Source organism: Couchioplanes caeruleus, from assembly GCF_003751945.1.
Lineage (GTDB): Bacteria > Actinomycetota > Actinomycetes > Mycobacteriales > Micromonosporaceae > Actinoplanes > Actinoplanes caeruleus.
This window is the reverse complement of the sequence record NZ_RJKL01000001.1, coordinates 1-23,596: the sequence shown is the minus strand read 5'-3', so window position 1 is coordinate 23,596 and position 23,596 is coordinate 1. Positions and strand designations below refer to the sequence as shown.

Here is a 23,596-nt window from a genome sequence, read left to right as displayed (position 1 = left end):
ATCCGTGGCGGTGCGAGCAGCAGCGCTGCTGCTCGCACCGCTGCCGGCCGCGTGCGCTCCGGATGCCGGCGACGACGGCCTGGCCGGTACGGCCGTCGTCGTGAGCGACATGGGCATGTCCGACTCACCGATCGACGAGGGCTGGATCATCGCCGTGCCGGCCGATACCCTCGACGACCTGTGGACCGCCGCCGATGTCCAGCCGGTCGACCAGACAGCGATGCGATACATGAGCGTCCCGCTCAGCCGCGACCAGGCGACCCGGGCCGGCGGCGAGATCGCCCCCCTCGACGACGACGGCGAGTTCGTCCTACCGCCAGGGAGTGCGATCACCTGCTCTGCCGCCTCGAGCTGAACCCGGCCGGGCGCGAGGTGACCGAAGGTTGCGCGTTCCTGACCCTGCCCGCGGCCGGTGAACTGGAAGTATTCGACGGGGAAGGCGGCTTCGGCGCGGCGGTGAAGGAGTAGGACCTCAGGCGTCGGGGGCCGTGAGCAGGTCGACCACCTGGTCGACGTAGCGGCGGCGCTCCGCCTCGGCGGTCGGCAGAGTGCCGGGCGCGACGTGCGCGAGCTGCGCGTAGCCGAGGTACGCGGTCACCGCCAGCAGCCCCCGGCGCCGAGCCTCCTCGGCCGGCCAGCCGAGCGCCGCGAACAGCCCGGCCGTGTACGCCACCCGCCGCTCGGTCACCCGGGCCAGCACCGGCGCGACGTGCGGGTGGTCGGCGGTGGCCAGCATCGCCAGCTCGATGGAGCCCTCGTCCGGCACCACGGTGGAGTCGAGGACCAGGCCGATGAGCAGCCGGAGCCGGCCCAGAGGCTCGGGTTCGGCGTCGACGAGGCCGATGACCGCGTCCGTGTGCTCGCGCTCCCATCGCAGCACGGCCGCCTCGATCAGGGCGTCCCGGTTGGCGAAGTGCCAGTAGAAGCTGCCCTTCGTGGCGCCGAGCCGGGCCGCGAGCGGCTCCACCGCGATCGCCGCGAGGCCCCCGCCGGCCATCGCCTCCAGGGCCGCCGCCGTCCAGTCGTCGGCGGTCAGCCGCTGTGCCGCGCGCTTTCCGACGCCCCGGGAAACAGGTCGCTCGCTCATCACTGTACGGTAGCGTATGGAAAACATACGGGACCGTATGGAGGCGAAGATGACAGCCACGGTACGCAACGTCCACGAACGAGAGTTGCCGGTTCCCGCGGCGGTGGTGGGCCGCCTGCTCGACCGGATGGGCGCCGACGACGACCCGCTCTGGCCGGTGCCCGCCTGGGTGCCGATGCGCTTCGACCGGCCGCTCGGCGTCGGCGCCGACGGCGGGCACGGCCCGGTCCGCTACCACGTCACCGGCTACGAGCCCGGCCGCCGGGTGGAGCTCACCTTCCACCCGCGCACCGGGCTGATCGGCACCCACACCCTGGAGATCGAGGGGCGCGGCCCGCATTCCTGCGTGCTGCGGCACCGGCTCGTCGCCCGCCCGGTCGCAAGCATGCGGCTCCTCTGGCCCGCCCTCGTCCGCGTCTGCCACGACACCGTCATCGAGCATCTTCTGGACAACGCCGAACGCGCCGTCACCGGCACCGTCGCCCGTCCCGTTCGGTACCCGTGGCGGGCCCGGCTCGCCGTCAGCCTGGAGAGCGCGCGGGTGCGGGCCGTGCCGGTGCCCGCCGCGACCCTGCTGCACGGCACGATCGACCGGCCGGAGCTGGCCGACGCCTTCGCGCTGCGAGTGCCGCCCGGCACCACCACCGACCCGCAGGACTGGGCGGACGCGGTGTTCCGCAACCCGCCCCGGGTGGTGGTCGGGCTGCTGCGCCTGCGCAACCGGCTGGTCGTCCCGCTGGGCATCGAGCGCGGCGACGAGTCGGCCTTCGCCACCATCACCCGTACGGACCGCGAAGTGGTGCTCGGCACCGACGCCGGCCACCTCGACTTCCGGGCCGGTGTGCTCGTCGAGCCGGACGGCGACGGCACGACGGTCACCGTGACCACCCTGGCGGCGACCCGGTCCCGCGCCGGGCGTGCCTACCTCGCCGTCGTGCGCCTGGTGCACCCGCTGGTGGTCAGGGCGATGCTGCGCCACGCCGGCCGGACCACCGTCGCGCCGTGGCGGTCCTCCGGGCCGGCCCGGGTCACTGCCCGGACACCCACCTGAGGCGTACCGGCCGCCGCGGTCATCGCCGGTGCGACACGGCGTGATCCTGACGGTCCCGCACGGCCGTGCATTCGCGCACGTCGGCGTCGGTGAGCTGCGCGAAGTCCTCGTAGAAGCGGCCTACCGCGCCGAAGCGCGCCGGCCGCTCCAGGCAGATCACCAGGTCGGCGTCGGCGGCCAGCGAGTGGTCCGCCTCGCGCGAGCAGACCGGCGCGGCCAGCACGAGCGGATGCGCCCCGCGCGACCGGAGCCAGCGCAGGGCCGCCCGGGCGGTCACCCCGGTCGCCACCCCGTCGTCCACCACGATCGCCAGCCGGTCGGTGACCTCCGGCGGGGGCTGGCCGTCCCGGTAGACCTCGATCCGGCGGGCCAGCTCGCGACGTTCGGCCTCGACGATCCCGGACAGGTCCGGCGGCGTGAGCCCCAGCGTCGCGAGCAACTCGTCATCGAAGACCGGCTCGCCGTCCTCGGCGATCGCCCCGACGCCGAGCTCCGGCCGGCCCGGCGCGCCGATCTTGCGCGCGACGACGAGGTCGAGGTCGGCACCGACGGCGGCCGCGACCCGCGCGGCGACCGGCACGCCGCCGCGCGGTAGCGCCAGCACGAGCGGGCGCCGGACCAGGCCGAAGTTGCCGAGGTGGCGGGCCACCATGGCACCCAGTCGTCGTCCCGCCGCGGAGCGGTCGGTGAAGCAGCACTCAGACACCGGAGGGGAACGCCTCCGGCTCGCGCACGTCGACTCTCAGGGTGTGCAACGGGCGGACGGCGCTGGTGTCGTCGAACCACAGGAAGGCGTCGTACCGCTCGCCGAGGATCGTCGGGACGTAGTTTCCCCAGCGCTCGCGCTCCGGGCGGTAGACCACACCGATCGCGCGGTGGGTCAGCTCGTCGGTCAGCAGCGGCGGCTGGTCGTCGACCGGCGGGAAGACGAGGAGCGCCGGGCTGGGCGCCGTCGCGTGCAGGACGTCCTCCAGCGAGTCCGGGCGGGCGGGCGGCACGCCCATGACCTCCATCGGCGCGCCCCAGGCGTGGCCGGCCACGACGGTGCCGCGGTGCCCGCCGAAGCCCACCAGCAGCACCCGGTCGGCGCCGTAACGGTCCCGGGCCAGCTCGCCGATGGTCACCTCGCCGTGCAGCGTCTGGTCGGTCGCCCGGGAGTCGCCGACGTGGGTGTTGTGCGCCCAGACGACCGCCCTCGCGTCCGGCCCGTAGTGGCCGAGCAGGCGGTCCAGGGTCTCGTCCATGTGCCGGTCACGGATGTTCCACGAGTCCGGCCCGCCGTTGACCATCGCCCGGTAGTACCGCTCGGCGCCCACGACGACCTCGGCGTTCTGCCAGGTGGCGAACTCGCCGGACTGCGACGCCGCCCGGGAACGCAGGCCGACCAGCAGGTCGACCACCTCACGCTCGCAGGTGGCGCCGACGAAGCGGGTCGCCCAGGCGTACGACTGCGGGTCCTCCGCGTACGGCTCGAAGCATCGGTACGCGTCCAGCGCGGCCGGCACCCCTTCGGGGTCGTGCTCGCGCAGGTACACGAGGATCTCGCGCATCGACTCCCAGAGCGAGTACACGTCGAGCCCGTGGAAGCCCACCTTCGGCTCCCGGGTCGCATTGTGTGCGCGCAGCCACCGGCAGAAGTCGACGACCTCCTCGTTGGCCCACATCCAGGTCGGCCACCGGTCGTACGCCAGCAGCGCCTCCCGCGGATCCTCCGGCGAGCCGGGCAGCGCCCGTACGCTGCGGTCGACGCGCTCGCAGTCGGGCCAGTCCCCCTCGACGGCGACGAAGGAGAAGCCCAGCTCCTCGATCAGGCGCCGGGTGACGGCGCACCGCCAGGTGTAGTACTCGTGCGTACCGTGGCTGGCCTCGCCGAGCATGACCACCCGCGCGCCGCGGGCACGGTCGAGGAGAGCGTCGAGGTCACCGGGATCGGTGAGCTCGGCCGCCAGCGAGGCGACCTGGTCGCCGTAGCGGGACATGACCGTCGCATACCCCGCCGGGCATCCGTCATACGTCCGATGATTGCCGGATGCGGTGCACGCAAGGCGACACCGCGGAAATCCGGCTACGGCCGCCGGGGCTTGGTCGCGCCCAGGAAGTGCCGCAGGTCCTGGGTTTCTCCGGTGATCGGGCGGACCGCCAGGATGCAGGTGTCGTCGTCCGGGTTGGCCCGGCGCAGGCGGCTGAGGAGTTCGGCCAGCGGTTGCCGGGGTGCGGCCGCGACCGCCTCGTCGACCGTGCGGATGACCGCCGCGAGGCCGTCGTCGAGGCCCCGGCCGCGGTGTTCGACGAGCCCGTCGGTGTAACAGAGCAGGACGTCGCCGACCTGGAGGTCGAGGACCGCGCAGCCGTACTCGGCGTCCTCGACCACGCCGAGCATGGGGCCGGCGGGGCGTTGCAGCGGCGCGGTGCGCCCGCCGCGGCACAGCAGCGGGGGTGGGTGGCCGGCCTGGGCCCAGGTGAGCCGGCGGCGGGCCGGGTCGAAGCAGGCCACGATCGCCGTGGCCGCGGTTTCCGGGGTCTCCTCGTCGAGATCGCAGGTCAGGCGGTTGAGGTGGCCGAGCAGGACGCCGGGGTCGTGGGTGGTGACGGTGAGGGCGCGCAGGGAGTGCCGCAACTGGGCCATGGTGGTGGCGGCCTGGGTGCCGTGGCCGGCGACGTCGCCGACGGCGAGCAGCACCGAACCGTCGCGCAGTGCCGCCGCGTGGAACCAGTCGCCGCCGACCATGCCTTCCTGCTCCGCCGGGAGGTAGCGGACCGCCACCTTGAGGCCGGGCAGCGCCACCGCACCGTCGGGGATCGGCAGGATGATCTGCTGGAGCCGGGAGGCCAGTTCGTGCTCGGCGGCGAGCGAGCGGCGCTGCTCGGCGAGCTGATGCTCGACCTCGGCGAGGCGCTGGACGCTGGTCTCGCGGGCGGTGACGTCCTGGACGATGCCGAAGATGCGCAGCGGGCCGCCGGAGGCGTCGCGGACGGCGTCGACGACCGAGCGCAGGTGCTTGATCCGGCCGTTGACGCGGACGCGGGTGGTCACGTCGACCTGCTCGCCTCGCTGGAACGCCTCGGCCGCGGCCATCCGCAGCGGCAGGTCCTCCGCGAGGGCGAGGGCCTCGGACTCCTCGCGGGCCAGCGGGCCGAGGGCCGGGTCCCGCTCGTAGATGCGGTAGAGCTGCTCGGACCAGCGGACCTCCCCGCTGACCAGGTTCCACTCCCCCCAGCCGAGGTTGCCGAGGCGCTCGGTGGCGGCGATCCGGTCGCTCTCGACGGGGCGGTGGCCGTGCTGCTCCCAGGTCACCAGCAGACCCGGCCCGAGACGGTAGGCGCGCACGCTGTAGCGGTTCCCGGCGTGCTCGAACGGCCCGATCTCGGCCGGTTCGCCGGTGTCCAGGACCCGTTCGTAGACCAGCCACCGGCCGGAGACCAGCGTCTGCGGGAAGTGCGAGCTGATCCGGGTGCCGATCAGGCTCCGGCCGTGGCGTCCGTCGGCGGCCGTGGCCTCCGGGCTGGTGGCCGCGAATTCCAGGTCGGCGAGCCGGCCGGCGTGGTCACGGACCGGGATCAGCAGGGCGTGCTGGCCGGGCATCGCGTCGAGCACCGCCTGGACCAGGGGCTGCCACGCCTCCGGCCGGCGCACCAGCCCCGCCGCGGGTGACGAACCCGGCGCGAGCGAGGGATCGGAGGCGGGCGACGGTCCGGGGGTGGGCGAGGAGTACGGCGGCACGAGCAGCGCGGCGCCGTCCGAACGGTGCTCGGGAACGTCCAGCAGGCTGATCACCCCGGCGGCCACGTCGGCGAGGTCACGGCACTGCTCGGCGCTCATCCGCAGCAGGTGCCGGTGGGCGTCGGTGAGCCGGCACCGGGTCCGTCCGGCCAGGAGTCCCACGGCGCGGTCGACGACGGCGCGGGCGGCGTCCTCGGAGGGCCGCTTCGCGGCCGTCCGCAGGCTCTCCACCGCCTCGATGTACGCCTGCCGCCCGCCCATTCGCCGTCCCAGCCCCCTCCCACACCTGGCTCCACCGGACACCATCGTCATCCTGAATACGCCAGGGCGCTTGGCAGCGTCATCCCCCGAACACCCCCACCCGTATCCGACCAGCGGCGCAACCACGGCGGGATCACCCGGACGGGCTACCGCGAGCAGACGCCGGGTCCGGCCGGTGCGGGTGTCACAGCTCGAAGAAATCCCGCATGGCCTCGGTCAAACGGGCCATGCTGGCGCCCGTCACCATGCCGATGCGCTCCGCGCCGACGGAGGCGGGAAGCCGGCGCATCCGGTTGATCACGACGACGCCGGTGATCGGGTCCTGCTCGGTGAGGGCCACCGCGTACGGCGGCAGCTCGGTGATGCCGCGCTGGCGCACGATCGGGGCGCAGAACGGAGACGCGTTCGTCCGGTCGTTGTAGCTGTCGGCCGAGAGCACGAGGACCCGGTAGCGCAGGTCGGTGCGGCTGCCGATGGTCCAGATCTCGCCGCGCTTCACGCGCCGAGCGTACCGTCGGGCGGATCTGTCGGTCGCGGCGCGACCCGGCCCGGGCCGGGTGAGGGATCCTCACGAGCGGTCGAACCCCGGACGTGGTGAATCCGTAACAATGAGCGCAACGGCTTGCGACGGACGGGATGCAGCCCGCCTCTCGCGTGGAGGAAGGACGTTCATGACGGAAAAGGCCCAAATCGGGGTAACCGGCCTGGCGGTGATGGGCCGCAACCTGGCCCGGAACTTCGCCCGCCACGGCCACACGGTCGCCGTACACAACCGCAGTTACGGGCGGACCAAGGAGCTCGTCGAGGAGTTCGGCCACGAGGGGGCCTTCCTCCCCGCGGAGAGCGCCGAGGACTTCGTGGCCAGCCTCGAGCGGCCCCGCCGCGTGGTGATCATGGTGAAGGCCGGCAAGCCGACCGACGCGGTGATCGAGGAGTTCGCGCCGTTGCTGGAGCCCGGCGACATGATCATCGACGCGGGCAACGCCCACTTCGCCGACACCCGCCGGCGCGAGGCGGCGCTGAAGGAGCGGGGCCTGCACTTCGTCGGCACCGGCGTCTCCGGCGGCGAGGAGGGCGCCCTGCACGGCCCGAGCATCATGCCCGGCGGTTCCCCGGAGTCGTACGAGGCGCTCGGCCCGCTGCTGGAGGACATCGCGGCCAAGGTCGACGGCGAGCCCTGCTGCGTGCACGTCGGCCCGGACGGCGCCGGCCACTTCGTCAAGATGGTGCACAACGGCATCGAGTACGCCGACATGCAGCTCATCGCCGAGGCGTACGACCTGCTCCGGCAGGCCGGCGGGCACACGCCGGCGGAGATCGCGGACGTCTTCCGGGGCTGGAACTCCGGGCGGCTGGGCTCGTACCTGATCGAGATCACCGCCGAGGTGCTCCGGCAGGTCGACGCCGAGACCGGCAAGCCGTTCGTCGACGTCGTGGTGGACCAGGCCGAGCAGAAGGGCACCGGCCGCTGGACCGTGCAGTCCGCGCTGGACCTGGGCGTACCGGTCAGCGGGATCGCCGAGGCCGTCTTCGCCCGCGCCCTGTCCGGCGGCGCGGAGGTGCGCGCGGCGGCCGCCGGCAAGCTGCCCGGCCCGTCGGCCGGCGCCGGTGCCGGTGCCGGTGCCGGCGGTGCGGACCTGCAGGCGGACGTGGAGCAGGCGCTCTTCGCCTCCAAGATCGTCGCGTACGCCCAGGGCTTCCAGCAGATCCAGGCCGCGAGCGCGGAGTACGGCTGGGACATCGACCCCGGCGCGATGGCGAAGATCTGGCGCGACGGCTGCATCATCCGGGCCAAGTTCCTCGACCACATCAAACGGGCGTACGACAAGCAGGCCGGCCTGCAGACGCTGCTGGTGGACGACTACTTCCTCGACGCGGTCAGCGGCGCCCAGGCGGCGTGGCGGCGGGTGGTGGCGCTCGCCGCCGAGCAGGGCATCCCGGCACCGGGCTTCGCGTCGGCGCTGGCCTACTACGACGGCCTGCGGGCGCAGCGGCTCCCGGCCGCGCTGATCCAGGGACAGCGCGACTTCTTCGGTGCGCACACGTACCGCCGGGTGGACAAGGAGGGTGCGTTCCACACCATGTGGGGAGCGGACCGCAACGAGGTCACCGCCTGAGGTTCAGGCCGCGACGGGCGCGGTGGCGGGTCTGGTCATCAGGACCGCCACCTCGCCCGGCGGCAGCGGCTTGGCCAGGTGGTAGCCCTGCCCCAGCCGGTAGCCCATCCGCCGCAGCCGCTCCGCCTGCTCGGCGGTCTCGATGCCCTCCGCCACCGCGTACAGGTCCAGGTACTCGGCGAGCTGGGAGACGGCGGCCGCCACGGCGAGGCGGCCGCGGTCCTCGCCGTCGCAGATGCCGTCGACGAAGGACTTGTCGAGCTTCAGCACGTCCACCGGGAACGCGCGCAGCAGGCTCAGGCTCGACTGGCCGGTGCCGAAGTCGTCGAGCGCCAGGCGCACGCCGAGCCCGTGCAGGGCCTCGAGGGTGTCGCGCACCTGGCGGCCGTCCACCACGGAGGACTCGGTCACCTCGAGGACGAGGTTCGCCGGCACCAGGCCCGTGTCGGCCAGCACCGCCGTGACCTCGTCGACGAAGCCCGGATCGCGCAGTTGGCGTGCCGCCACGTTGACGTTGATCGAGCCGATGGCCGCGTCGCCGTACTCGGCCCGCCACGCGGCAAGCTGGGTGCATGCCTCGCGCAGCACCCAGGAGCCGAGCGGGACGATCAGCCCGGAGCGCTCGGCGACCGGGATGAAGTCGTTGGGCGGCACGTTGCCGCGGGTCGGATGGTTCCAGCGGACGAGCGCCTCGACGCAGGCCAGGCGACCGGTGACGAGGTCGAAGACCGGCTGGTACGCCAGGTACAGCTCGTGCCGGATGATCGCGTTGTGCAGCTCGCTGCCGAGGCGGGCGTGGTTGACCACCTCGTGGCGCATCCGCGGTTCGAAGCGCGCCCAGGACGCCTTGCCGGCGGCCTTGGCCTCGTACATGGCGATGTCCGCGTTGCGCAGCATCTCGTCGGCGCTGTCGCCGGGACCGGCCAGGGCGACCCCGATGCTGGCGTGCGCGAGCAACTGGTGCTCGCCGACCCGGAAGGGCACCGCGAGCGCCGCCAGGATGCGCGCCGCCCCCTCCTCGGCCTCGACCGCCTCGTCGGTGTCGAGCAGGACGCCGAACTCGTCGGCGCCCAGCCGGGCCGGAAGGTGCGTGACGGCGCTGTGCTGGCACAGCCGCTGCGCGACCTCGTAGAGGAGCTGGTCGCCGACCGCGTGGCCCATGGTGTCGTTGACCATCTTGAAGTCGTCGATGTCGACCAGCAGCACGCTGGCGGCCCGGTGCGCGTCCAGCCGCTCGCCGAGCACCGCGCTGAAGCGGGCCCGGTTGGCCAGTCCGGTGAGCGGGTCGTGCATCGCGAGATGTTCGAGCTCGGCCTGCTGACGGCGGACGCCCTCCAACACCCGGTCGTTGGCGCGCCGGCCCAGCAACTGCCGGGCGACGACGAAGGCGGCGATGAGGACGGCGCCGATGATGACGACCCGCGGGCCGGCGTCGAGCTGACGGGCGGAGACGGTGACCACCAGGGCGGCGGTCGCGACGACCGAGATCAGCGGCAGCGTGTGGTAGATGCTGCGGCCACCGGCCGGCTTCGGCTCGGCCCCGGGCCGGCACAGGACCAGTTGCTGGCGGTACGCCGCCAGCGTCATCGCCGCGCCGACGGCCGGTACGGCGAGCACGGACAGCCACAGCCGCCCGGTCTCCCCGCCGATGATGATCAGCACCGACACCACCACACCGATGAACGGCGCGACGGTGAGGATCCGCAGCGACAGCGAGTCCACCACGCTGGCCGGGCTCATCGCGGCGCGCCCGATCACCACGAACGCGATGAGCCCGCCGACGCCGACGACGGCGGCGCCGTACTGGGTCAGCGAGTCCATGCCGCGCGGCGCGAGCTGGAGCACCACGTACCAGAAGATCAGGGCTCCCGCGACGGCCACGGTCGCGCCGTCCAGCAGGAACTGCGTCCAGCGCAGCATCGACCGCTTCTCGCGCGGCAGATGCAGGAAGGCCAGCATCAGCAGGGCCACGCCGAGCAGCATCGGGCCGGCCACGTACGGGGAGATGCCGGGCCGGTTGTTGGACAGCGCAAAGCTCACGGTGGCGCCGATGCCCACACAGACGGCGGCGTGGGAGTAGAGCCGCCAGAACCCGCGGACCGGCCGGGCCACGATGATCGTCGAACCGATCCGGTGGCAGGCGAGGAACGCGGCCCCCATGGCGACCGGGCCGGCGGCGTAGCCGAGCCGGATCGGGGCACCGGCGTCGCGCACCAGCAGCCACACCAGCACCGCGACCACCGTGCCGGCGGCGACGGCGAGCGGCAGCAGGTCCGGACGGGCCTGTTGACGCACCCGCCGGCGGCCCACCTGGGCGGCTGGTGGCGGCATGCTGGGCACGGTTACCTCTCGCTGTTCCTGGATTTCTGGCGACAGAAAAGTCGGCCCGGCGGACTGGAAGCTGAGAATTCCGGCATCCGGCGGCAACCTGTGGCACTGAGCGTGACGGGGGGCGGACACACCCCGACCCCAACCTCGGATAGAGAACACGGTGGCACCCGGGGCCGATGTGGCGCGTGCGCGCGCCGCCTAGGGTCTCAGTGGTCATGAAACGGATCTCCACCTGGCTGGTGCCCGCGCTGCTCGCCGTGCAGCAGTTGCTGGCGTGGCCCGGCCTGCCCCTGCTGGAGGGCGAGTCGGTCACCGCCGTGCAGGTCTGCACCGTCCTGGCGGTCACCGCGGTGACGTCGGTCGCACTGTTGTGGCGGCGTTCCGCCCCGATGGCGGTTCTGACGGTCGTCGTGCCGGCGCTCGCGCTCGGCATGTGGGGGCTGCCGGCCGACGCGACGATGGCGATCTCGAACGCCGAATTCATCGCGCTCTTCAGCGTCGCGGTGTGGCGTACCCAGCGCACCGCCGTGCTGACCGCGCTGGTCCTCATCGTCTGGGAGTGCCTCGCGTACGCGGTGTTCCAGCCCTTCGGCCCCGAGTATCCGCTGGTCGTCGCGGTGATCGTGGTTTTCGACGTGACGGTCGTCGCGCTGGGCCGGGCCCGGCACCGCTGGCACGCCGACCGCGCCCGGGCGGCCATCGAGCTCGCGGAGGCCGAGGACCGGCGGCTGCGGGCGGCCGACACCGAACGCCACCGGCTGGCCCGTGAGCTGCACGACGTGACCGCGCACCACCTCACCTCGATCGTGGTGATCGCGTCGGCGGCGCAGCGGATCGGCGGCTCCCGACCCGAGCTGATGGCCGAGGCCCGCGACTTCGCCGCGCGCACCGGGCGGGAGACCCTCGCCGCTCTGCACCGCCTCGTCGCGCTCCTGCAACTGCCGGACCAGCGCCCGGACGCCCACGGGCTCGAGGAGCTTGCGGAGGGCTTCCGCCGCCTGGGCCAACGGGTCACGGTGACCGGCACGACGGCGCTGCCGCCGGGCGTCGCCGAGGCGGCGTACGGCATCGCCCGGGAGGCCCTCACCAACACGCTGCGGTACGCCCCGGGCGCCGCGGTGGCCGTCCGGCTCGGCGACGGCCCGGGCGGCGTCGAGCTGACCGTCACCGACGACGGTCCCGCCGCGGCGGACCGGCCGCCGCAGGGTCAGCTCGGGTCCGGGCGCGGGCTCACCGGGATGCGCGAACGCGCCGAGGCGCTCGGCGGCAGCCTGGAGGCGGGGCCCCGCGACGGCGGAGGCTGGCGGGTGCGAGCGGTCCTGCCCGCGGCCGGCTGTCCCGGGCCGCGGCGGCCCCGCGCCGAGCGGGTCATCGACGCGGCGGTGCTGCTGCTCGCGCTGTTCGTCCCGGCCAGCGCCGTACTCCTGCTCATCACCGATCCCGAGCTCGGCCCCGGGACGCCGCCCGGGTCGAGGTGGGTGCCGCTGATCGCGCTGACCCTGATCGCGCACGCCGTCCCGCTGATGTGGCGGCGCGACCGGCCGTGGATCGTGCTGGCGGTCGTCGTGCTCACGACGTGGGTGTGGCCGGCCCTCGTGGCCACGCACGTGCTCCCGGAGCACTTCGGCTGGTTCGCGCTCGCCGGACTGGGGGTGGAGGTCCTCGCGGTGCACGCCGTCGCCCGATACGGCCGGGACACGGTGCTGACCTGGCTCGCCATGGTGGCGGTGCTCTTCAGCACGATCCCGGCGGCCACGCTCATGCTCATCCTGGAACCGCCCGAGGACTTCGCCGGCGAGCCGCCCGGGGCGCTGTTCCTGTTCATGACCGTGATGTGCGGCCTCTCGATGTCGCAGCCGCTGTTCGCCGCCTGGCTGACCGGCTTCCTGGTGCGCCGCCGCCGGGACCGGGCCCGCGCCCGGCAGGACCACGCCGTCGCCGCCGCCACCGCCTGGGCCCTCGCCGACGCCGCCGCGGAGCGGGCCCGGGTCGCCGCGGGCCTGCACGCGGCGGTGCTGCGCGACACCGCCCTGGTCGCCGAGGCCGCCGACCGCGGCGACCTGGACCAGGTCCTCTCCCGCGCCCGGGCTGCCCTGGACGGGATGCGGGGCCTGCTCAACAACCTGCGCGAGGCCCCCGCCCAGGCGGACCGCACCCCGCAACCGACCCTGGCAGCGCTTCCCGCGCTGGCGGAGCGCTGGCGCGCCAACGGCCGGACGGTGACGATCGAGACGACCGGCGCGGGCCGTACGCTCAGCCCCGACGTGGACCTTTCCGCCTACCGGGTGGTGGAGCTGCTGCTCGCCGGGGACACCGGGCCGGTGACGGTGGGGGTGGACCTGTCCGGCGACCCGCTGCGGATCACGGTGACGCCGATGCCGTCGGACCCCGGCGGCGAGGTGGCCGCCGGGCTGCGCGCCCGGCTGGCGGCCGTGGGCGGCTCGCTGGCCACGACACCTGCCGGGCGACCGGAGATCCGGCTTCCGGCGACGCCCGCGGCGGCGCCGGCGCGGCCGGGCGGCGGGGCGGGACAGGAACGCGACGGGGAGAACGAGGAAGAGGTGACGTCATCGCAACCCGGGTGATGGTCGTCGACGACCAGTTGATGGTGCGGGCCGGCATCGCGGCCATCGTCGACGCCGAGGCCGATCTGACCATCGTCGGCGAGGCCGGCGACGGCGCGGCGGCCCTCGAGGTCGCGGAGCGGGTCCGGCCGGACGTCGTGCTGATGGACATCCGGATGCCGGGCATGGACGGGCTGACCGCCACGGCCCGGCTGACCGCCGCGCCGCGGCCGCCGCGGGTGCTGGTGCTCACCACGTTCCACCAGGACGCCTACGTCTTCGAGGCGCTCAAGGCGGGCGCGTCCGGCTTCGTCCTCAAGGACACCGAGCCGGCCGACCTGCTGGCGGCGATCCGGGTGGTCGCCGACGGCGAGGCGATGCTCAGCCCGGCCGTCACCCGGCGGCTGATCGACGCGTTCGCCGGCGGCGCCGTGATCGCCACTCCCGGCGAGGATTCCCGGCTGGCGGGACTGACCCCGCGCGAGCGCGAGGTGCTGGTCAGCATCGCCCGGGGGCTGTCCAACGCCGAGATCGGCGCGGCGCTGGGCATCACGACCGGCACGGTGAAAGCACACGTCAACGCCCTGCTGGCCAAGCTCGGCGTCCGCGACCGGGTGCAGGCGACGATCGTCGCCTACAACCTCGGCCTGGTGCGCCCTAGCCCTTGAGGGCGGCGGAGACGACGGCCCGGGCCTCCTCCTGGATCCGGGCCAGCGCCTCCGGGCCCCGGAACGACTCGGCGTAGATCTTGTAGACGTCCTCGGTGCCGGAGGGGCGCGCGGCGAACCAGCCGGACTCGGTGACCACCTTGAGGCCGCCGATGGGGGCGTCGTTGCCCGGCGCGGTGGTCAGCACCGCCGTGATCGGCTCGCCGTCCAGCTCCCGGGCGGAGACCTGCGACGGCGACAGCTTCGCCAGGACCGCCTTCTCCTCGCGGGTCGCCGGGGCGTCGATGCGGGCGTACGCGGGCGCGCCGAAGGTCTCGGTGAGCTCGCGGTAGTGCTCGCTGGGCGTGCGCCCGGTGGTGGCCAGGATCTCCGAGGCGAGCAGGTTCAGCAGGATGCCGTCCTTGTCGGTGCTCCACGGACCGCCGTCGCGGCGCAGGAAGGACGCGCCCGCGCTCTCCTCGCCGCCGAAGCCGATAGAGCCGTCCAGCAGGCCGGGCACGAACCACTTGAAGCCCACCGGCACCTCGTCGAGCGGGCGGCCCAGGTCCGCCGCGACCCGGTCGATCATCGACGAGGAGACCAGGGTCTTGCCGATCGCAGCGCCCGACGGCCAGTCGGTCCGCACCCGGAACAGGTAGGAGATGGCGACGGCCAGGTAGTGGTTCGGGTTCATCAGCCCGCCGTCGGGCGTGACGATGCCGTGCCGGTCGGCGTCGGCGTCGTTGCCGGTGGCGATCTGGAACCGGTCCTTCTGCTCGATCAGCGAGGCCATCGCGTACGGCGACGAGCAGTCCATCCGGATCTTGCCGTCCCAGTCCAGGGTCATGAACCGGAAGGTCGGGTCGACCTGCGGGTTGACCACGGTCAGGTCCAGCCCGTACCGGGCGCCGATCTCGCCCCAGTACGCCACCGACGCCCCGCCCAGCGGATCGGCGCCGATGCGCACCCCCGCCGCCCGGATCGCCGCCATGTCGATCACGGAACCCAGGTCGTCCACGTACGCGGAGAGGTAGTCGTAGCCGGACACCCACTCGCAGGCCCGGGCGCGGGCGGCGCCGGACCGGCGTACCTCCTTGAGGCCGCCGGCGATCAACGCGTTGGCCCGGTCCTGGATCCAGGTGGTGGCGTCGGTGCCGGCGGGTCCGCCGTTTGGCGGGTTGTACTTGAAGCCGCCGTCGTCGGGCGGGTTGTGCGACGGGGTCACCACGACGCCGTCGGCGAGCCCGGACGTGCGGCCCCGGTTGTACGTGAGGATGGCGTGCGACAGCGCCGGCGTCGGGGTGTAGCCGTCCCGGCTGTCGACGAACACCTTCACCTCGTTGGCGGCGAAGACCTCGAGGGCGGAGACCAGGGCGGGCTCGGACAGCGCGTGGGTGTCGCGGCCGAGGAAGAGCGGACCGTCCGTGCCCTGGTTCCTGCGGTACTCGACGATGGCCTGGCTGGTGGCGACGATGTGGTCCTCGGTGAACGCCGTCCGCAGGCTGGAACCCCGGTGACCTGAGGTCCCGAACGCCACACGCTGCGCGGTGACGGTCGGATCGGGATGTTCGGTGTAGTAGCTGAGGACCACCCGAGGCACGTCGATGGTGTCACGGGAGTCGGCGGGAGTGCCGGCGCGGGGGTGCACAGACATCGAAGGCCTCCTTCAGGTGCGTAATAATGCCCGGGATCGTATCGTCGCTGCCGTACCCGGCGACCACGATCCGTAAGCCGCGGCGCGCGGATTGAACCTTTCCCGGCGGAGATCCGAACTACCTGTCGTGACACGGGTCTGGGCGGCCGGGGGGCCGCGGACGATACGCGTACTCATCCTCCTGGTCGTGGGACTCGCCACCTTGGTGCTGCCCGCCTCGCCGGTGAGTGCGCACGCGGCGCTGGTCGGCGCCGCCCCGGAGCCGGGCTCGGTGATCGACGCTCCCCCGGCCGAGATCGTCGTCCAGTTCACCGAGGCGGTCACCCCCGTCACGAGCCGGATCCAGGTCCTGGCCCCGGACGGCAAGCGGATCACCGGTACGGTCACCGCGTCCGGGCCGACCCTGCGCATCCAGGTCCGCCGCGCCGCCCAGCCGCTGGGCACCTACCTGGTCAGCTACCGGGTCGTGTCGGCCGACAGCCATCCGATCGGCGGCGCTATGACCTTCTCGGTGGGCGCGCCGTCGGCACGGCCCGCGGAGAGCGACCCCACCGGCGTGCACCCGTCGGTCGCGGTCGCCGGCCCCGCCTTCAAGGTCATCGGGTACGCCGGCCTGGCGCTGATCGCCGGTCCGGCGCTGCTGCTCGCCCTGCTGTGGCCCCGGCGGGTGTCCCGGCGCGGCCCGGTCCTGCTGGTCCGGACCGGGCTGATCGGCACCGCCGCGGCGACCCTCGGCGCGCTGTGGACCCAGGCCCCGGCCAGCAGCGGCGCGCCCTGGTGGGACGTCTCGGTGACCGAGCTCGCGGACGTGCTGGCGAGCCCGTACGGGCTGGCCCTGCTCGCGCGCCTGGCGGTGCTGGCCGTCGTCGCGGTGCTGCTGCCGCCGGTCCTGCGCGGCGAGGGTGGCCGCCGGCGCGGCGCGGCGCTGCTCGTGCTCGGCCTCGGCGGCCTGGCGACCTGGCCGCTGACCGGGCACGCCACCGAGTCGCCGCTGTCCGGCGCGATCGTCGCCGCCGACGTGATCCACATGGCCGCGATGGCCGGGTGGCTCGGCGGCCTCGTGACCCTGTCGTGCTTCCTGTTGCGCCGGGCGCACCCGCGGGTGCTCGGCCGGATCCTGCCGGTCTGGTCGCGCTGGGCCGCGCTGGCCGTGGTCTGGCTGGTCGGTGCCGGCGTGGTACAGGCCGTGGTCCAGCTCGGCTCGGTCGGCGCGCTGTGGAGCACCGCGTACGGCCGGCTCCTGCTGGGCAAGGTCGCGGTCCTGGCGGCCGTCCTCGGGCTGGCGGCCGTGGCCCGCTCCTTCGTCCAGCGGTCACGGGTGACCACGGCGGGACCCGGGCCGCTGCGCCGTACGGTGCGCATCGAGGTCGCCTCGACCGTCGTGATCCTCGGGCTCAGCGCGGTGCTGGTGCAGACGACGCCCGGCCGCGCCGCCGGGCCGGAGCAGGCGGCGACCTCCGAGCGGGGCGTGTCGCAGACCCTCACCTCGGAGCTGTTCACCCTGCAGTACTCCGTCTATCCCGTGGAGCTGGGCGAGAACAACACGGTGCACGGCTTCACCTACACGCCCGAGGGCAAGCCGCTGCCGGCGCAGGAATGGACCGTGACGACCCGGCTCCAGGGACAGGACCTCGAGCCGATCACCCAGCCGATGCTGCCGCTGCACCCGCGCAACGACGCCATGGGGGCGCTGACCTTCCCGCTGCCGGGAACGTACGACGTCACGTTCACCGTGCGCACCACGGAGATCGACCAGGCCACGGTCCGCACGACGATCACGGTCCCGCAGGTTCCGCGACGCCCCTGAGTGGGCAGACAGAAGTCTCCGTCGATGCGAGGAGACCGCCGTGCACGTGTCCGTCATCGGCAACCCGGACGACACCGTCGTCGTGACCGTCCGCGGCAACCTGGACCTGGACACCGCCCCGGTCCTGCGGACCACCCTCCATCAGGTGCTCGACCGCCCGCTGCCGCGGATCGTGATCGACCTGTCCGGGGTCGAGTTCTGCGACTCGACCGGGCTGAGCGCCTTCGTGATCGGGCATCGCCGCGCGGCCGCGGTGGGCGGCTGGCTGCGCCTCGCCGCGCCGGGCGGCTGGCTGGACGGTCTGTTGCGGACGGTCGGCCTGGTGCCCGCCCTCGCCGTCTATCCCAGCGTCGCGGAAGCCCTCGCCGACGAGCCCGATGCGTCCGGCTTATAACCTCGCGGCGTGCTCATCCTGCTGCCGCCCTCCGAGGGCAAGACCGCGCCCACCGCCGGGGAGCCGGTCGATCCGGCCGCCCTCTGGCTGCCGGGGCTCGCCCCCGCCCGCCGCCGGGTGCTGCGCCGGCTGGTCGCGATGAGCCGGCGCACCAGCGCCCGCGCGGTCGCCGAGTCGCTGGAGGTCCTCGGCCTCAGCGCCGGCCAGCACGGCGAGCTGATGCGCAACGCGGCCCTGGCCACCGCCCCGGCCGCGCCGGCCGCCGAGGTCTACAGCGGGGTGCTCTACGAGGCGCTCGACGTGGCCACGCTCGCCCCGCCGGCCCGGGAGTGGGTGGACGCGCGGGCCGTCGTCTTCTCGGGGTTGTGGGGCGTCGTGCGGCTCACCGACCGGATTCCCGCGTACCGCTGCTCGGCCGGGGTCACGCTGCCCGGGATCGGCGGGCTGACGCCGTACTGGCGGACGGCGCTGGCCACGGCGCTGCCGGACGACGGCCCGGTGCTGGACCTGCGCTCGGGGGCCTACGCCGCGATGGCGGCGCCGGGGCCGCGGGCCGTGGCGCTGCGGGTGCTGCACGAGCGGATCGTGGACGGCGCGCCGCGCCGCTCGGTGGTCAGCCACTTCAACAAGGCGACCAAGGGCCGGCTGGTGCGGGCCCTGGCCGCCGCGGACGCGGCGCCGGCCTCGGTGGACGAGCTGCTCACGGCGCTGCGCGACCTCAAGTACACCGTCGAGGAGCGGCCCGACGCGGCGGGCCGCCCCCGGCAGGCGGATGTGATCGTGCGGGAGCTGTAGCGGCTACTGCGCGGCCAACACGTCCACGACGAAACGCAGGTCACCGGCGGGACGCCCGCCGGTGGCGTTCTCGCCGTAGGCCAGATCGGCGGGAATGTCGAGCTGCACCCGGCTGCCCACCGGCACGCCCACCAGACCCTGGTCCCAGCCCTTGATGAGCTGACCGACGCCGACCGGGAACTCGGCGGGCTCCCCGCGGTCCCAGGACGAGTCGAACTGCTTGCCGTCGGCGTAGGTCACGCCGACGTAGTGGGCCCGGATCGTCTGGCCGGCGGCCAGCTTCGGGCCCTTGCCGGCGATGAGCTGCTTGACGACGAGCTTCGTGACGTCGCCCGAGCCCGCCTCGACGACCGGCTTCTTCTGCAGTGCCGGGTCGACCGGGGCCTGCGCGGGCGGCGCGCTGGGCGCGGGCTGCGCCGGCGCGCCGGCGGCCGGTGCCGTGGCGGCGGCCGACTGCTTCTCGTCGTCGTCCGACATCTTGATGCCGACGAAGACCGCGACGAGGACGGCGATCACGGCGACTCCGGCGAGCGCGCCCGTGAGCGCCTGGCCGCGACGCTTGCCGGCGGTCTTGTCCTGGACACTCATCTGCTCTGAATTCTCCCTCATCGGATGGGAACCGGACCCCGCCGGAAAGGACACGCGGGAAACTTCGGACACCGTACTCGCCCTGACCGCTCGGGCGGCGTCTACCTCCACCGAACCGCCGAGCCGGGTGATCAATAAAACGGCTGGTTACTCAATTCGCTCTTCTCCATCACTCACAGAAGGTGAGACGGTGTACCTCCTCGCTGCGAAGAATGCATCCGTACCAGGGACAACTCGCTTCGGGCGCCGACGGCGTCGCCCGGGCGAACCGCCTACGAACGACCGGGAGGGTCGGTGCCGGACGACGACCGTTCGACAGGTCGCCAGCCACAGCCCGAGGGACAACCCTCCGAGCCGGCGTTCCGCCGCCCCTATCCGGCCCCGTCGAGGGCCGGCTACGGCTATCGGAACGCCGGACGACGAAGCGCGGCGGTGCCACCCGAGCTGCTCGAGGACCGTACGCGGCGGCTCAGCGAGGTCCTCCTGCCCGCCGCGGTGATCCTCGCCGGGGTGCTCATCGTGGTGGCCTTCGGCTTCATCATCAGCGGCACCGCGCGGGACAAGAAGCAGGCGATGCCGCCCGTGCAGCCGCCGGCGCTCGCCGACGTGCCGCTCAACCCGCCCGACCAGTTCCCCATCCCGCTGCCGAGCGCGTCCGACAGCCCGTCGCCGACGCCCAGCAAGAGCGCCTCGAAGCCGCCGACGAGCAAGCCGCCGGCGCCGTTCACCGGCTCGGTCACGATCGCCCGCACCGCCATTCCCGCCGGGGTCAACCTCGCCAACGAGGGCACCCGCGACTGGGTGCACTGGGGTGAGCAGGGGACCTTCTCCATGGAGCGCAAGGCGGACGGCGACTTCGCGATCCTGGAAGGCCCGCCGACGGCACCCCGCTTCCGGCACGCCTTCAGCCCCCAGCGCTTCGTCTGGAGCGGCGGCTCCCCGGTGAGCAACTCCGACGGCACGCCGACCGGCATCCGCACCTGCGGCAAGGGCAACGGCTTCACCCTGTCCGCCCCGGCGGGCACCTCGACGTCGACGCTGAAGGTCTACGTGGGCGCCCTCGCCGGGCGCGGCAAGCTGACCGCCAAGCTGTCCACCGGCGGCCCGACGGCCACCGCCAGCTTCGAGGAGCGGGGCAGCAACCTGGCCACGGTCGCCTTCGTCGTGACCTACCGCGCGCCGAAGAGCGGCAAGATCAACCTGAGCTGGGTCACCGAGGACTCGTTCGATTCCGACTGCGGGGGCGTCGCGCTGGAGGCGGCGACGCTGCGCTGAGCCCGTACGCAGGGTTCGGAAAGAGGGGTTCCTTTGTTCGCCGGGTGGGGTTCGTTCGTGGCCCGGTTCCGCTGGGCGGTGCTCGTGTGCACCGTCGCCGCCGTCGCGGCGGCGGGCGCCTGGGGCACCGGCGTGTTCGACAAGCTCTCCGAGGGCGGTTACACCGACCCGGGCAGCGAGTCGAGCCGGGCCACCGAGGTCGCCGCCGCGGAGCTGGGCATGCAGAGCGGCGACGTCGTGGTGATCTACCGGCCCGCGAAGGGCACGATCGACGACGCGGCGCTGGGCCACGGCATCGAGAAGCGGCTCGACGCGCTGCCCGAGTCGGCGGTCACCGCCGTCACCGGCTACTGGCCCGGCAAGGTCGCGCAGTACGCCGCGGCGGACCGCAAGAGCGCCGTGGCCGTGCTGACCCTGGCCGGTGCGGACGACGGCGAGAAGCTCGCGGCCTACCGGGAGATCGACGACAAGCTGACGGTGCCGGACGCCACCGTTCAGCTCGCCGGCGGGATACCGCTGGCCGACGCCTCCGGCACCCGCTCGACCCGGGACCTCGCGTTCGCCGAGGCGATCTCGCTGCCCGTGGTGCTGATCCTGCTGCTGTTCATCTTCGGCTCGCTCGTCGCCGCCTCCCTGCCGGTGCTGGTCGGCGGCTGCGCGGTCCTCGGCTCGCTGGGCGTGCTGCACGCCATCGCGTCCGGCCACGACGTCAACCCGTTCGCGGTCAACGTGGCGAGCCTGCTCGGGCTCGGCATGGCGATCGACTACGGGCTGTTCATGGTGGGACGGTTCCGGGAGGAGCAGAGCTCCGGGCGTACGCCCGCGCAGGCGGTCACCCGTACGGTCGCGACCGCCGGGCGTACCGTCCTGTTCTCCGCGTGCCTGCTGATGATCGCGCTGTCCGGGCTGCTGTTCTTCCCGCAGGGGTTCCTGAAGTCCCTGGCCTACGGCGGCCTTGCCGCCGTGGCTCTCGCGGCTCTGCTGTCGCTCACCCTGCTGCCCGCGCTCCTGGCCGTCCTCGGTCACCGCGTCGACAAGCTTCCGGTACGGCTGCCGCGCCGCCGCGGAGGTCGTCCGGAGGGCACGGGCTGGGCCGCCCTCGCCGGGTTCGTCCTGCGCCGCCCGGTGCTGGTGGCGCTGCCGATCCTGGCCGGCCTGGCCGTGCTCGCGGCGCCGATCCACGGCGTGCAGTTCGGCGAGAACGACGAGCGGGTCCTGCCCGCCGCCGATCCCGCCCGCCGCGCGATCGAGACGCTCAAGACCGACTTCCCCGTCCTGAGCAGCGCGGGGATCCAGATCGTGCTGCACGGCACGGGCGAGGCGCCGAAGGACGCCCCCGCTTTCGCGGACAAGGTCGCCAAGATCCCCGGCGTAGCGGCGGTCACGCCCACCGGCGCGGGCGGCAAGGCCGTCACCTACACCGCGACCCTCACCGCCACGGATCCGTTCGGACCGCAGGCCCGTACGGCCGTCGAACGCATCCGCGACCTGCCCCCGCCCGCCGGCGCCCGCGTGCTGGTCGGCGGCACCACGGCCCGCAGCGTCGACAGCCTCTCCGCGACCGCCGACCGCCTGCCGCAGATGATCGGCCTACTCGTCGGCGCGACGCTGCTGCTGATGTTCCTGGCGTTCGGCTCCATCCTGCTGCCGGTCAAGGCGGTGCTGATGAGCGCGGTCAGCCTGGGCTCGACCTTCGGCATCCTCGTCTGGATCTTCCAGGACGGCCACGGCGCGGACCTGCTCCGGATCACGCCGGCGCCGCTCGAGGTGGGCATCGTGATCCTGATGGCGGCGGTCGTCTTCGGCCTCTCCACGGACTACGAGGTCTTCCTGCTGTCCCGCATGGTCGAGGCCCGCACCCGTGGCGCGTCGACGGCCGAGGCGGTGACGACGGGCCTGGCCCGCACCGGCCGGGTGATCAGCGCGGCGGCGGTCCTGCTCATCGTGGTGACCGGCGCCTTCGCCCTGTCCTCGGTGACGACCATGCGCTTCATCGGCATCGGCATGATCGTCGCCCTGTTCCTGGACGCGACGGTGGTCCGCATGCTGCTGGTACCGGCGGTGCTGCGCCTGCTGGGCGACGCGGCCTGGTGGGCACCGGGTCCGCTGCGGCGGCTACAGGAACGCGCGGGCCTGGCGGAGTACGAAGACGAGCTGTACCCGACGGTGTCGGCGGGCCGCCACGCGGCCCGGGCGCTCCCGCCCGCCTCGCCTTCGCACGCGGAGGATCTCCCTTCGCCGGCGGTGCTCGGTAGCGCAATGCCCGAGGTGGCGGCGATGGTCACGCCGCGACTGCCATCGTTGTCACCGTCACCGTCATCACCGTCATCACCGTCACCGTCACCGTCACCGGCGGCGCCGGCTCTCGGCGGCGGATGGGTGTTCGGTGCGGTCGTGCCCGGCCTGCCCACGGCCGGGTCCGCGCCGGTGCCGATGCCGGAGCGGGTCACGCTGGAGGAGCAGGTACCCGGCCTTCCCTCCCCCGCCACCGCGCCGTCCCCGGCCGCCGCGCCCTCCCCCGCCACCACGCCGTCCCCGGCCGCCGCACCCTTCCCTGCCGCCGCGTGGTTCCCGGCTGCCGCGTCGTTCCCGGCCGCCGCGCCTCTCCCCGCCGCGCGGCCCGAGAACTTCGCGGCCGTCCCTCTTCCCAGGCGCCCCGTGCCGCCCGGTGACCTGCCCAGGCGGCCCGTGCCGCCCGTCGCGCCGCCTGCGGCGCCGGTGTCGCCTCCGGCGGTACCGGTGTCGCGACCTGCGGTACCGGTGTCGTCTCCTGCGGCGCCGGTGTCGCCGCCTGCCGGTCCCGCCTTCTTCGGGCCGGTGCGGGCCACGGCGCCGGTGCCGCGGACCCCGCCGGACCGACCGCTTGTCTCGCCGGCTCCGGCCGCCGCACCACCACCGGCGCCCCCAGCGACCCGACCGGCAGACGCGGAGTTCGCGCCGGACCCTCTGGTGCGCGGCCGACGGCCGCGGGACCTGTCCGAGCTCGCACCCGTGGCCGACCTGCCCAGCCGTCGCGGGCCCGCCTCCTGAGGCGTCCGTGCGGCGTCGCGCGCCGGCCGGGTGGCCGGTCCGTGATGGCCGATACGGGCGGAAAAGCCGCGCTGTCCCCCGCCGGGCGGCCGCGCGGGCGTCGTGGAAAGTACAGTGCCCTGCGGACCATGGGTACTACCGCGACGGGATGAGCATGACCGCGACAGTTGACGAGACCGCCCGGCCCGACGGCCGCCCCGAGACGCCCGGGATCGACGCCGAGCGGCTCGCCCTGTGCCTCGCCGTCATCGCCGAGGCGGAGGCGCTGGACCGG

General features: G+C 73.8%; 18 protein-coding genes. 10 read left to right on the top strand and 8 right to left on the bottom strand.

The window, feature by feature from the left end:
* Window positions 1-10: 10 nt before the first annotated feature.
* Window positions 11-355, top strand: a complete 345-nt coding sequence (locus EDD30_RS00090) for a hypothetical protein (protein WP_143162608.1) — start codon at window positions 11-13, stop codon at window positions 353-355.
* 117 nt (window positions 356-472) lie between these two features.
* On the opposite strand, the gene EDD30_RS00085 is transcribed toward EDD30_RS00090, so the two are convergent.
* Complete coding sequence (locus tag EDD30_RS00085) at window positions 473-1,087, bottom strand: TetR family transcriptional regulator (RefSeq protein ID WP_071804294.1); 615 nt, start codon at window positions 1,085-1,087, stop codon at window positions 473-475.
* A gap of 49 nt (window positions 1,088-1,136) precedes the next feature.
* On the opposite strand from EDD30_RS00085, the gene EDD30_RS00080 reads away from it, so the two are divergent.
* A complete protein-coding gene (locus EDD30_RS00080) occupies window positions 1,137-2,138 on the top strand; it encodes a DUF2867 domain-containing protein (RefSeq protein WP_071804307.1) in 1,002 nt (333 codons plus the stop codon).
* A 19-nt stretch (window positions 2,139-2,157) separates the two neighbouring features.
* Here EDD30_RS00080 and EDD30_RS00075 read toward each other — a convergent pair whose 3' ends face one another.
* The 4 genes from EDD30_RS00075 to EDD30_RS00060 all read right to left on the bottom strand — a co-directional run bounded on the left by EDD30_RS00075 (window position 2,158) and on the right by EDD30_RS00060 (window position 6,619).
* The gene (locus EDD30_RS00075; RefSeq protein ID WP_244945046.1) at window positions 2,158-2,844 is read right to left on the bottom strand and encodes a phosphoribosyltransferase; all 687 of its coding nucleotides are present in this window, start codon (window positions 2,842-2,844) and stop codon (window positions 2,158-2,160) included.
* Entirely contained in the window at window positions 2,837-4,117 is a 1,281-nt protein-coding gene (locus EDD30_RS00070) for an erythromycin esterase family protein (RefSeq protein ID WP_071804292.1), read from the bottom strand. Before EDD30_RS00070 ends, EDD30_RS00075 begins: the two co-directional genes overlap by 8 nt.
* An 86-nt stretch (window positions 4,118-4,203) precedes the next feature.
* Entirely contained in the window at window positions 4,204-6,120 is a 1,917-nt protein-coding gene (locus EDD30_RS00065; RefSeq protein ID WP_071804291.1) for a SpoIIE family protein phosphatase, read from the bottom strand.
* A gap of 184 nt (window positions 6,121-6,304) precedes the next feature.
* Window positions 6,305-6,619, bottom strand: a complete 315-nt coding sequence (locus EDD30_RS00060) for a type II toxin-antitoxin system PemK/MazF family toxin (RefSeq protein ID WP_071804290.1) — start codon at window positions 6,617-6,619, stop codon at window positions 6,305-6,307.
* Window positions 6,620-6,791: 172 nt separating this feature from the next.
* Here EDD30_RS00060 and gndA point away from each other — a divergent pair, with 172 nt between their 5' ends.
* Window positions 6,792-8,237 carry an NADP-dependent phosphogluconate dehydrogenase gene (gene gndA / locus EDD30_RS00055; RefSeq protein WP_071804289.1) on the top strand — a complete coding sequence of 482 codons (1,446 nt, stop codon included), beginning with the start codon at window positions 6,792-6,794 and terminating at the stop codon, window positions 8,235-8,237.
* Window positions 8,238-8,240: 3 nt separating this feature from the next.
* On the opposite strand, the gene EDD30_RS00050 is transcribed toward gndA, so the two are convergent.
* Window positions 8,241-10,568 carry a putative bifunctional diguanylate cyclase/phosphodiesterase gene (locus EDD30_RS00050; RefSeq protein WP_071804288.1) on the bottom strand — a complete coding sequence of 776 codons (2,328 nt, stop codon included), beginning with the start codon at window positions 10,566-10,568 and terminating at the stop codon, window positions 8,241-8,243.
* A 215-nt stretch (window positions 10,569-10,783) separates the two neighbouring features.
* Between EDD30_RS00050 and EDD30_RS00045 the strand changes: the two genes are divergently transcribed.
* Together EDD30_RS00045 and EDD30_RS00040 are read left to right on the top strand one after the other, a co-directional pair.
* Window positions 10,784-13,153 (top strand): ATP-binding protein, encoded by a 2,370-nt coding sequence (locus EDD30_RS00045; RefSeq protein WP_143162607.1) that lies wholly within the window; start codon window positions 10,784-10,786, stop codon window positions 13,151-13,153.
* Complete coding sequence (locus tag EDD30_RS00040; protein WP_071804306.1) at window positions 13,138-13,800, top strand: response regulator; 663 nt, start codon at window positions 13,138-13,140, stop codon at window positions 13,798-13,800. Before EDD30_RS00045 ends, EDD30_RS00040 begins: the two co-directional genes overlap by 16 nt.
* Here EDD30_RS00040 and pgm read toward each other — a convergent pair.
* Window positions 13,790-15,433 carry a phosphoglucomutase (alpha-D-glucose-1,6-bisphosphate-dependent) gene (gene pgm / locus EDD30_RS00035; RefSeq protein ID WP_071804286.1) on the bottom strand — a complete coding sequence of 548 codons (1,644 nt, stop codon included), beginning with the start codon at window positions 15,431-15,433 and terminating at the stop codon, window positions 13,790-13,792. The genes EDD30_RS00040 and pgm overlap by 11 nt on opposite strands.
* Before the next feature lie 187 nt (window positions 15,434-15,620).
* Here pgm and EDD30_RS00030 point away from each other — a divergent pair, with 187 nt between their 5' ends.
* From EDD30_RS00030 to yaaA, 3 genes are read left to right on the top strand one after another with little or no spacing between them, the layout of a single operon-like run.
* On the top strand, window positions 15,621-17,240 hold the full coding sequence (locus EDD30_RS00030) for a copper resistance CopC/CopD family protein (RefSeq protein WP_244945045.1): 1,620 nt from the start codon (window positions 15,621-15,623) through the stop codon (window positions 17,238-17,240).
* Between the two features lie 40 nt (window positions 17,241-17,280).
* Window positions 17,281-17,634 carry an STAS domain-containing protein gene (locus EDD30_RS00025; RefSeq protein WP_071804284.1) on the top strand — a complete coding sequence of 118 codons (354 nt, stop codon included), beginning with the start codon at window positions 17,281-17,283 and terminating at the stop codon, window positions 17,632-17,634.
* A gap of 9 nt (window positions 17,635-17,643) precedes the next feature.
* Entirely contained in the window at window positions 17,644-18,429 is a 786-nt protein-coding gene (yaaA, locus tag EDD30_RS00020; RefSeq protein ID WP_123677986.1) for a peroxide stress protein YaaA, read from the top strand.
* 3 nt (window positions 18,430-18,432) lie between these two features.
* Here the strand turns inward: yaaA and EDD30_RS41315 are convergent, their stop codons facing one another.
* Window positions 18,433-19,017: an FKBP-type peptidyl-prolyl cis-trans isomerase gene (locus tag EDD30_RS41315; RefSeq protein ID WP_123677985.1), complete on the bottom strand. Its 585-nt coding sequence runs from the start codon at window positions 19,015-19,017 to the stop codon at window positions 18,433-18,435.
* A gap of 294 nt (window positions 19,018-19,311) precedes the next feature.
* On the opposite strand from EDD30_RS41315, the gene EDD30_RS00010 reads away from it, so the two are divergent.
* Together EDD30_RS00010 and EDD30_RS00005 are read left to right on the top strand one after the other, a co-directional pair.
* The gene (locus tag EDD30_RS00010; protein WP_071808046.1) at window positions 19,312-20,292 is read left to right on the top strand and encodes a hypothetical protein; all 981 of its coding nucleotides are present in this window, start codon (window positions 19,312-19,314) and stop codon (window positions 20,290-20,292) included.
* Window positions 20,293-20,349: 57 nt separating this feature from the next.
* The gene (locus EDD30_RS00005) at window positions 20,350-23,322 is read left to right on the top strand and encodes an MMPL family transporter (RefSeq protein ID WP_211353731.1); all 2,973 of its coding nucleotides are present in this window, start codon (window positions 20,350-20,352) and stop codon (window positions 23,320-23,322) included.
* The last annotated feature ends 274 nt before the right edge of the window (window positions 23,323-23,596 follow it).

Coding starts and splice junctions, on each gene's coding strand:
- EDD30_RS00085 (WP_071804294.1), bottom strand. CDS start 1,087: ATGAGCGAGCGACCTGTTTCCCGGGGCGTCGGAAAGCGCGCGGCACAG.
- EDD30_RS00080 (WP_071804307.1), top strand. CDS start 1,137: ATGACAGCCACGGTACGCAACGTCCACGAACGAGAGTTGCCGGTTCCC.
- EDD30_RS00070 (WP_071804292.1), bottom strand. CDS start 4,117: ATGTCCCGCTACGGCGACCAGGTCGCCTCGCTGGCGGCCGAGCTCACC.
- EDD30_RS00065 (WP_071804291.1), bottom strand. CDS start 6,120: ATGGGCGGGCGGCAGGCGTACATCGAGGCGGTGGAGAGCCTGCGGACG.
- gndA (WP_071804289.1), top strand. CDS start 6,792: ATGACGGAAAAGGCCCAAATCGGGGTAACCGGCCTGGCGGTGATGGGC.
- EDD30_RS00050 (WP_071804288.1), bottom strand. CDS start 10,568: ATGCCGCCACCAGCCGCCCAGGTGGGCCGCCGGCGGGTGCGTCAACAG.
- EDD30_RS00045 (WP_143162607.1), top strand. CDS start 10,784: ATGAAACGGATCTCCACCTGGCTGGTGCCCGCGCTGCTCGCCGTGCAG.
- pgm (WP_071804286.1), bottom strand. CDS start 15,433: ATGTCTGTGCACCCCCGCGCCGGCACTCCCGCCGACTCCCGTGACACC.
- EDD30_RS41315 (WP_123677985.1), bottom strand. CDS start 19,017: ATGAGTGTCCAGGACAAGACCGCCGGCAAGCGTCGCGGCCAGGCGCTC.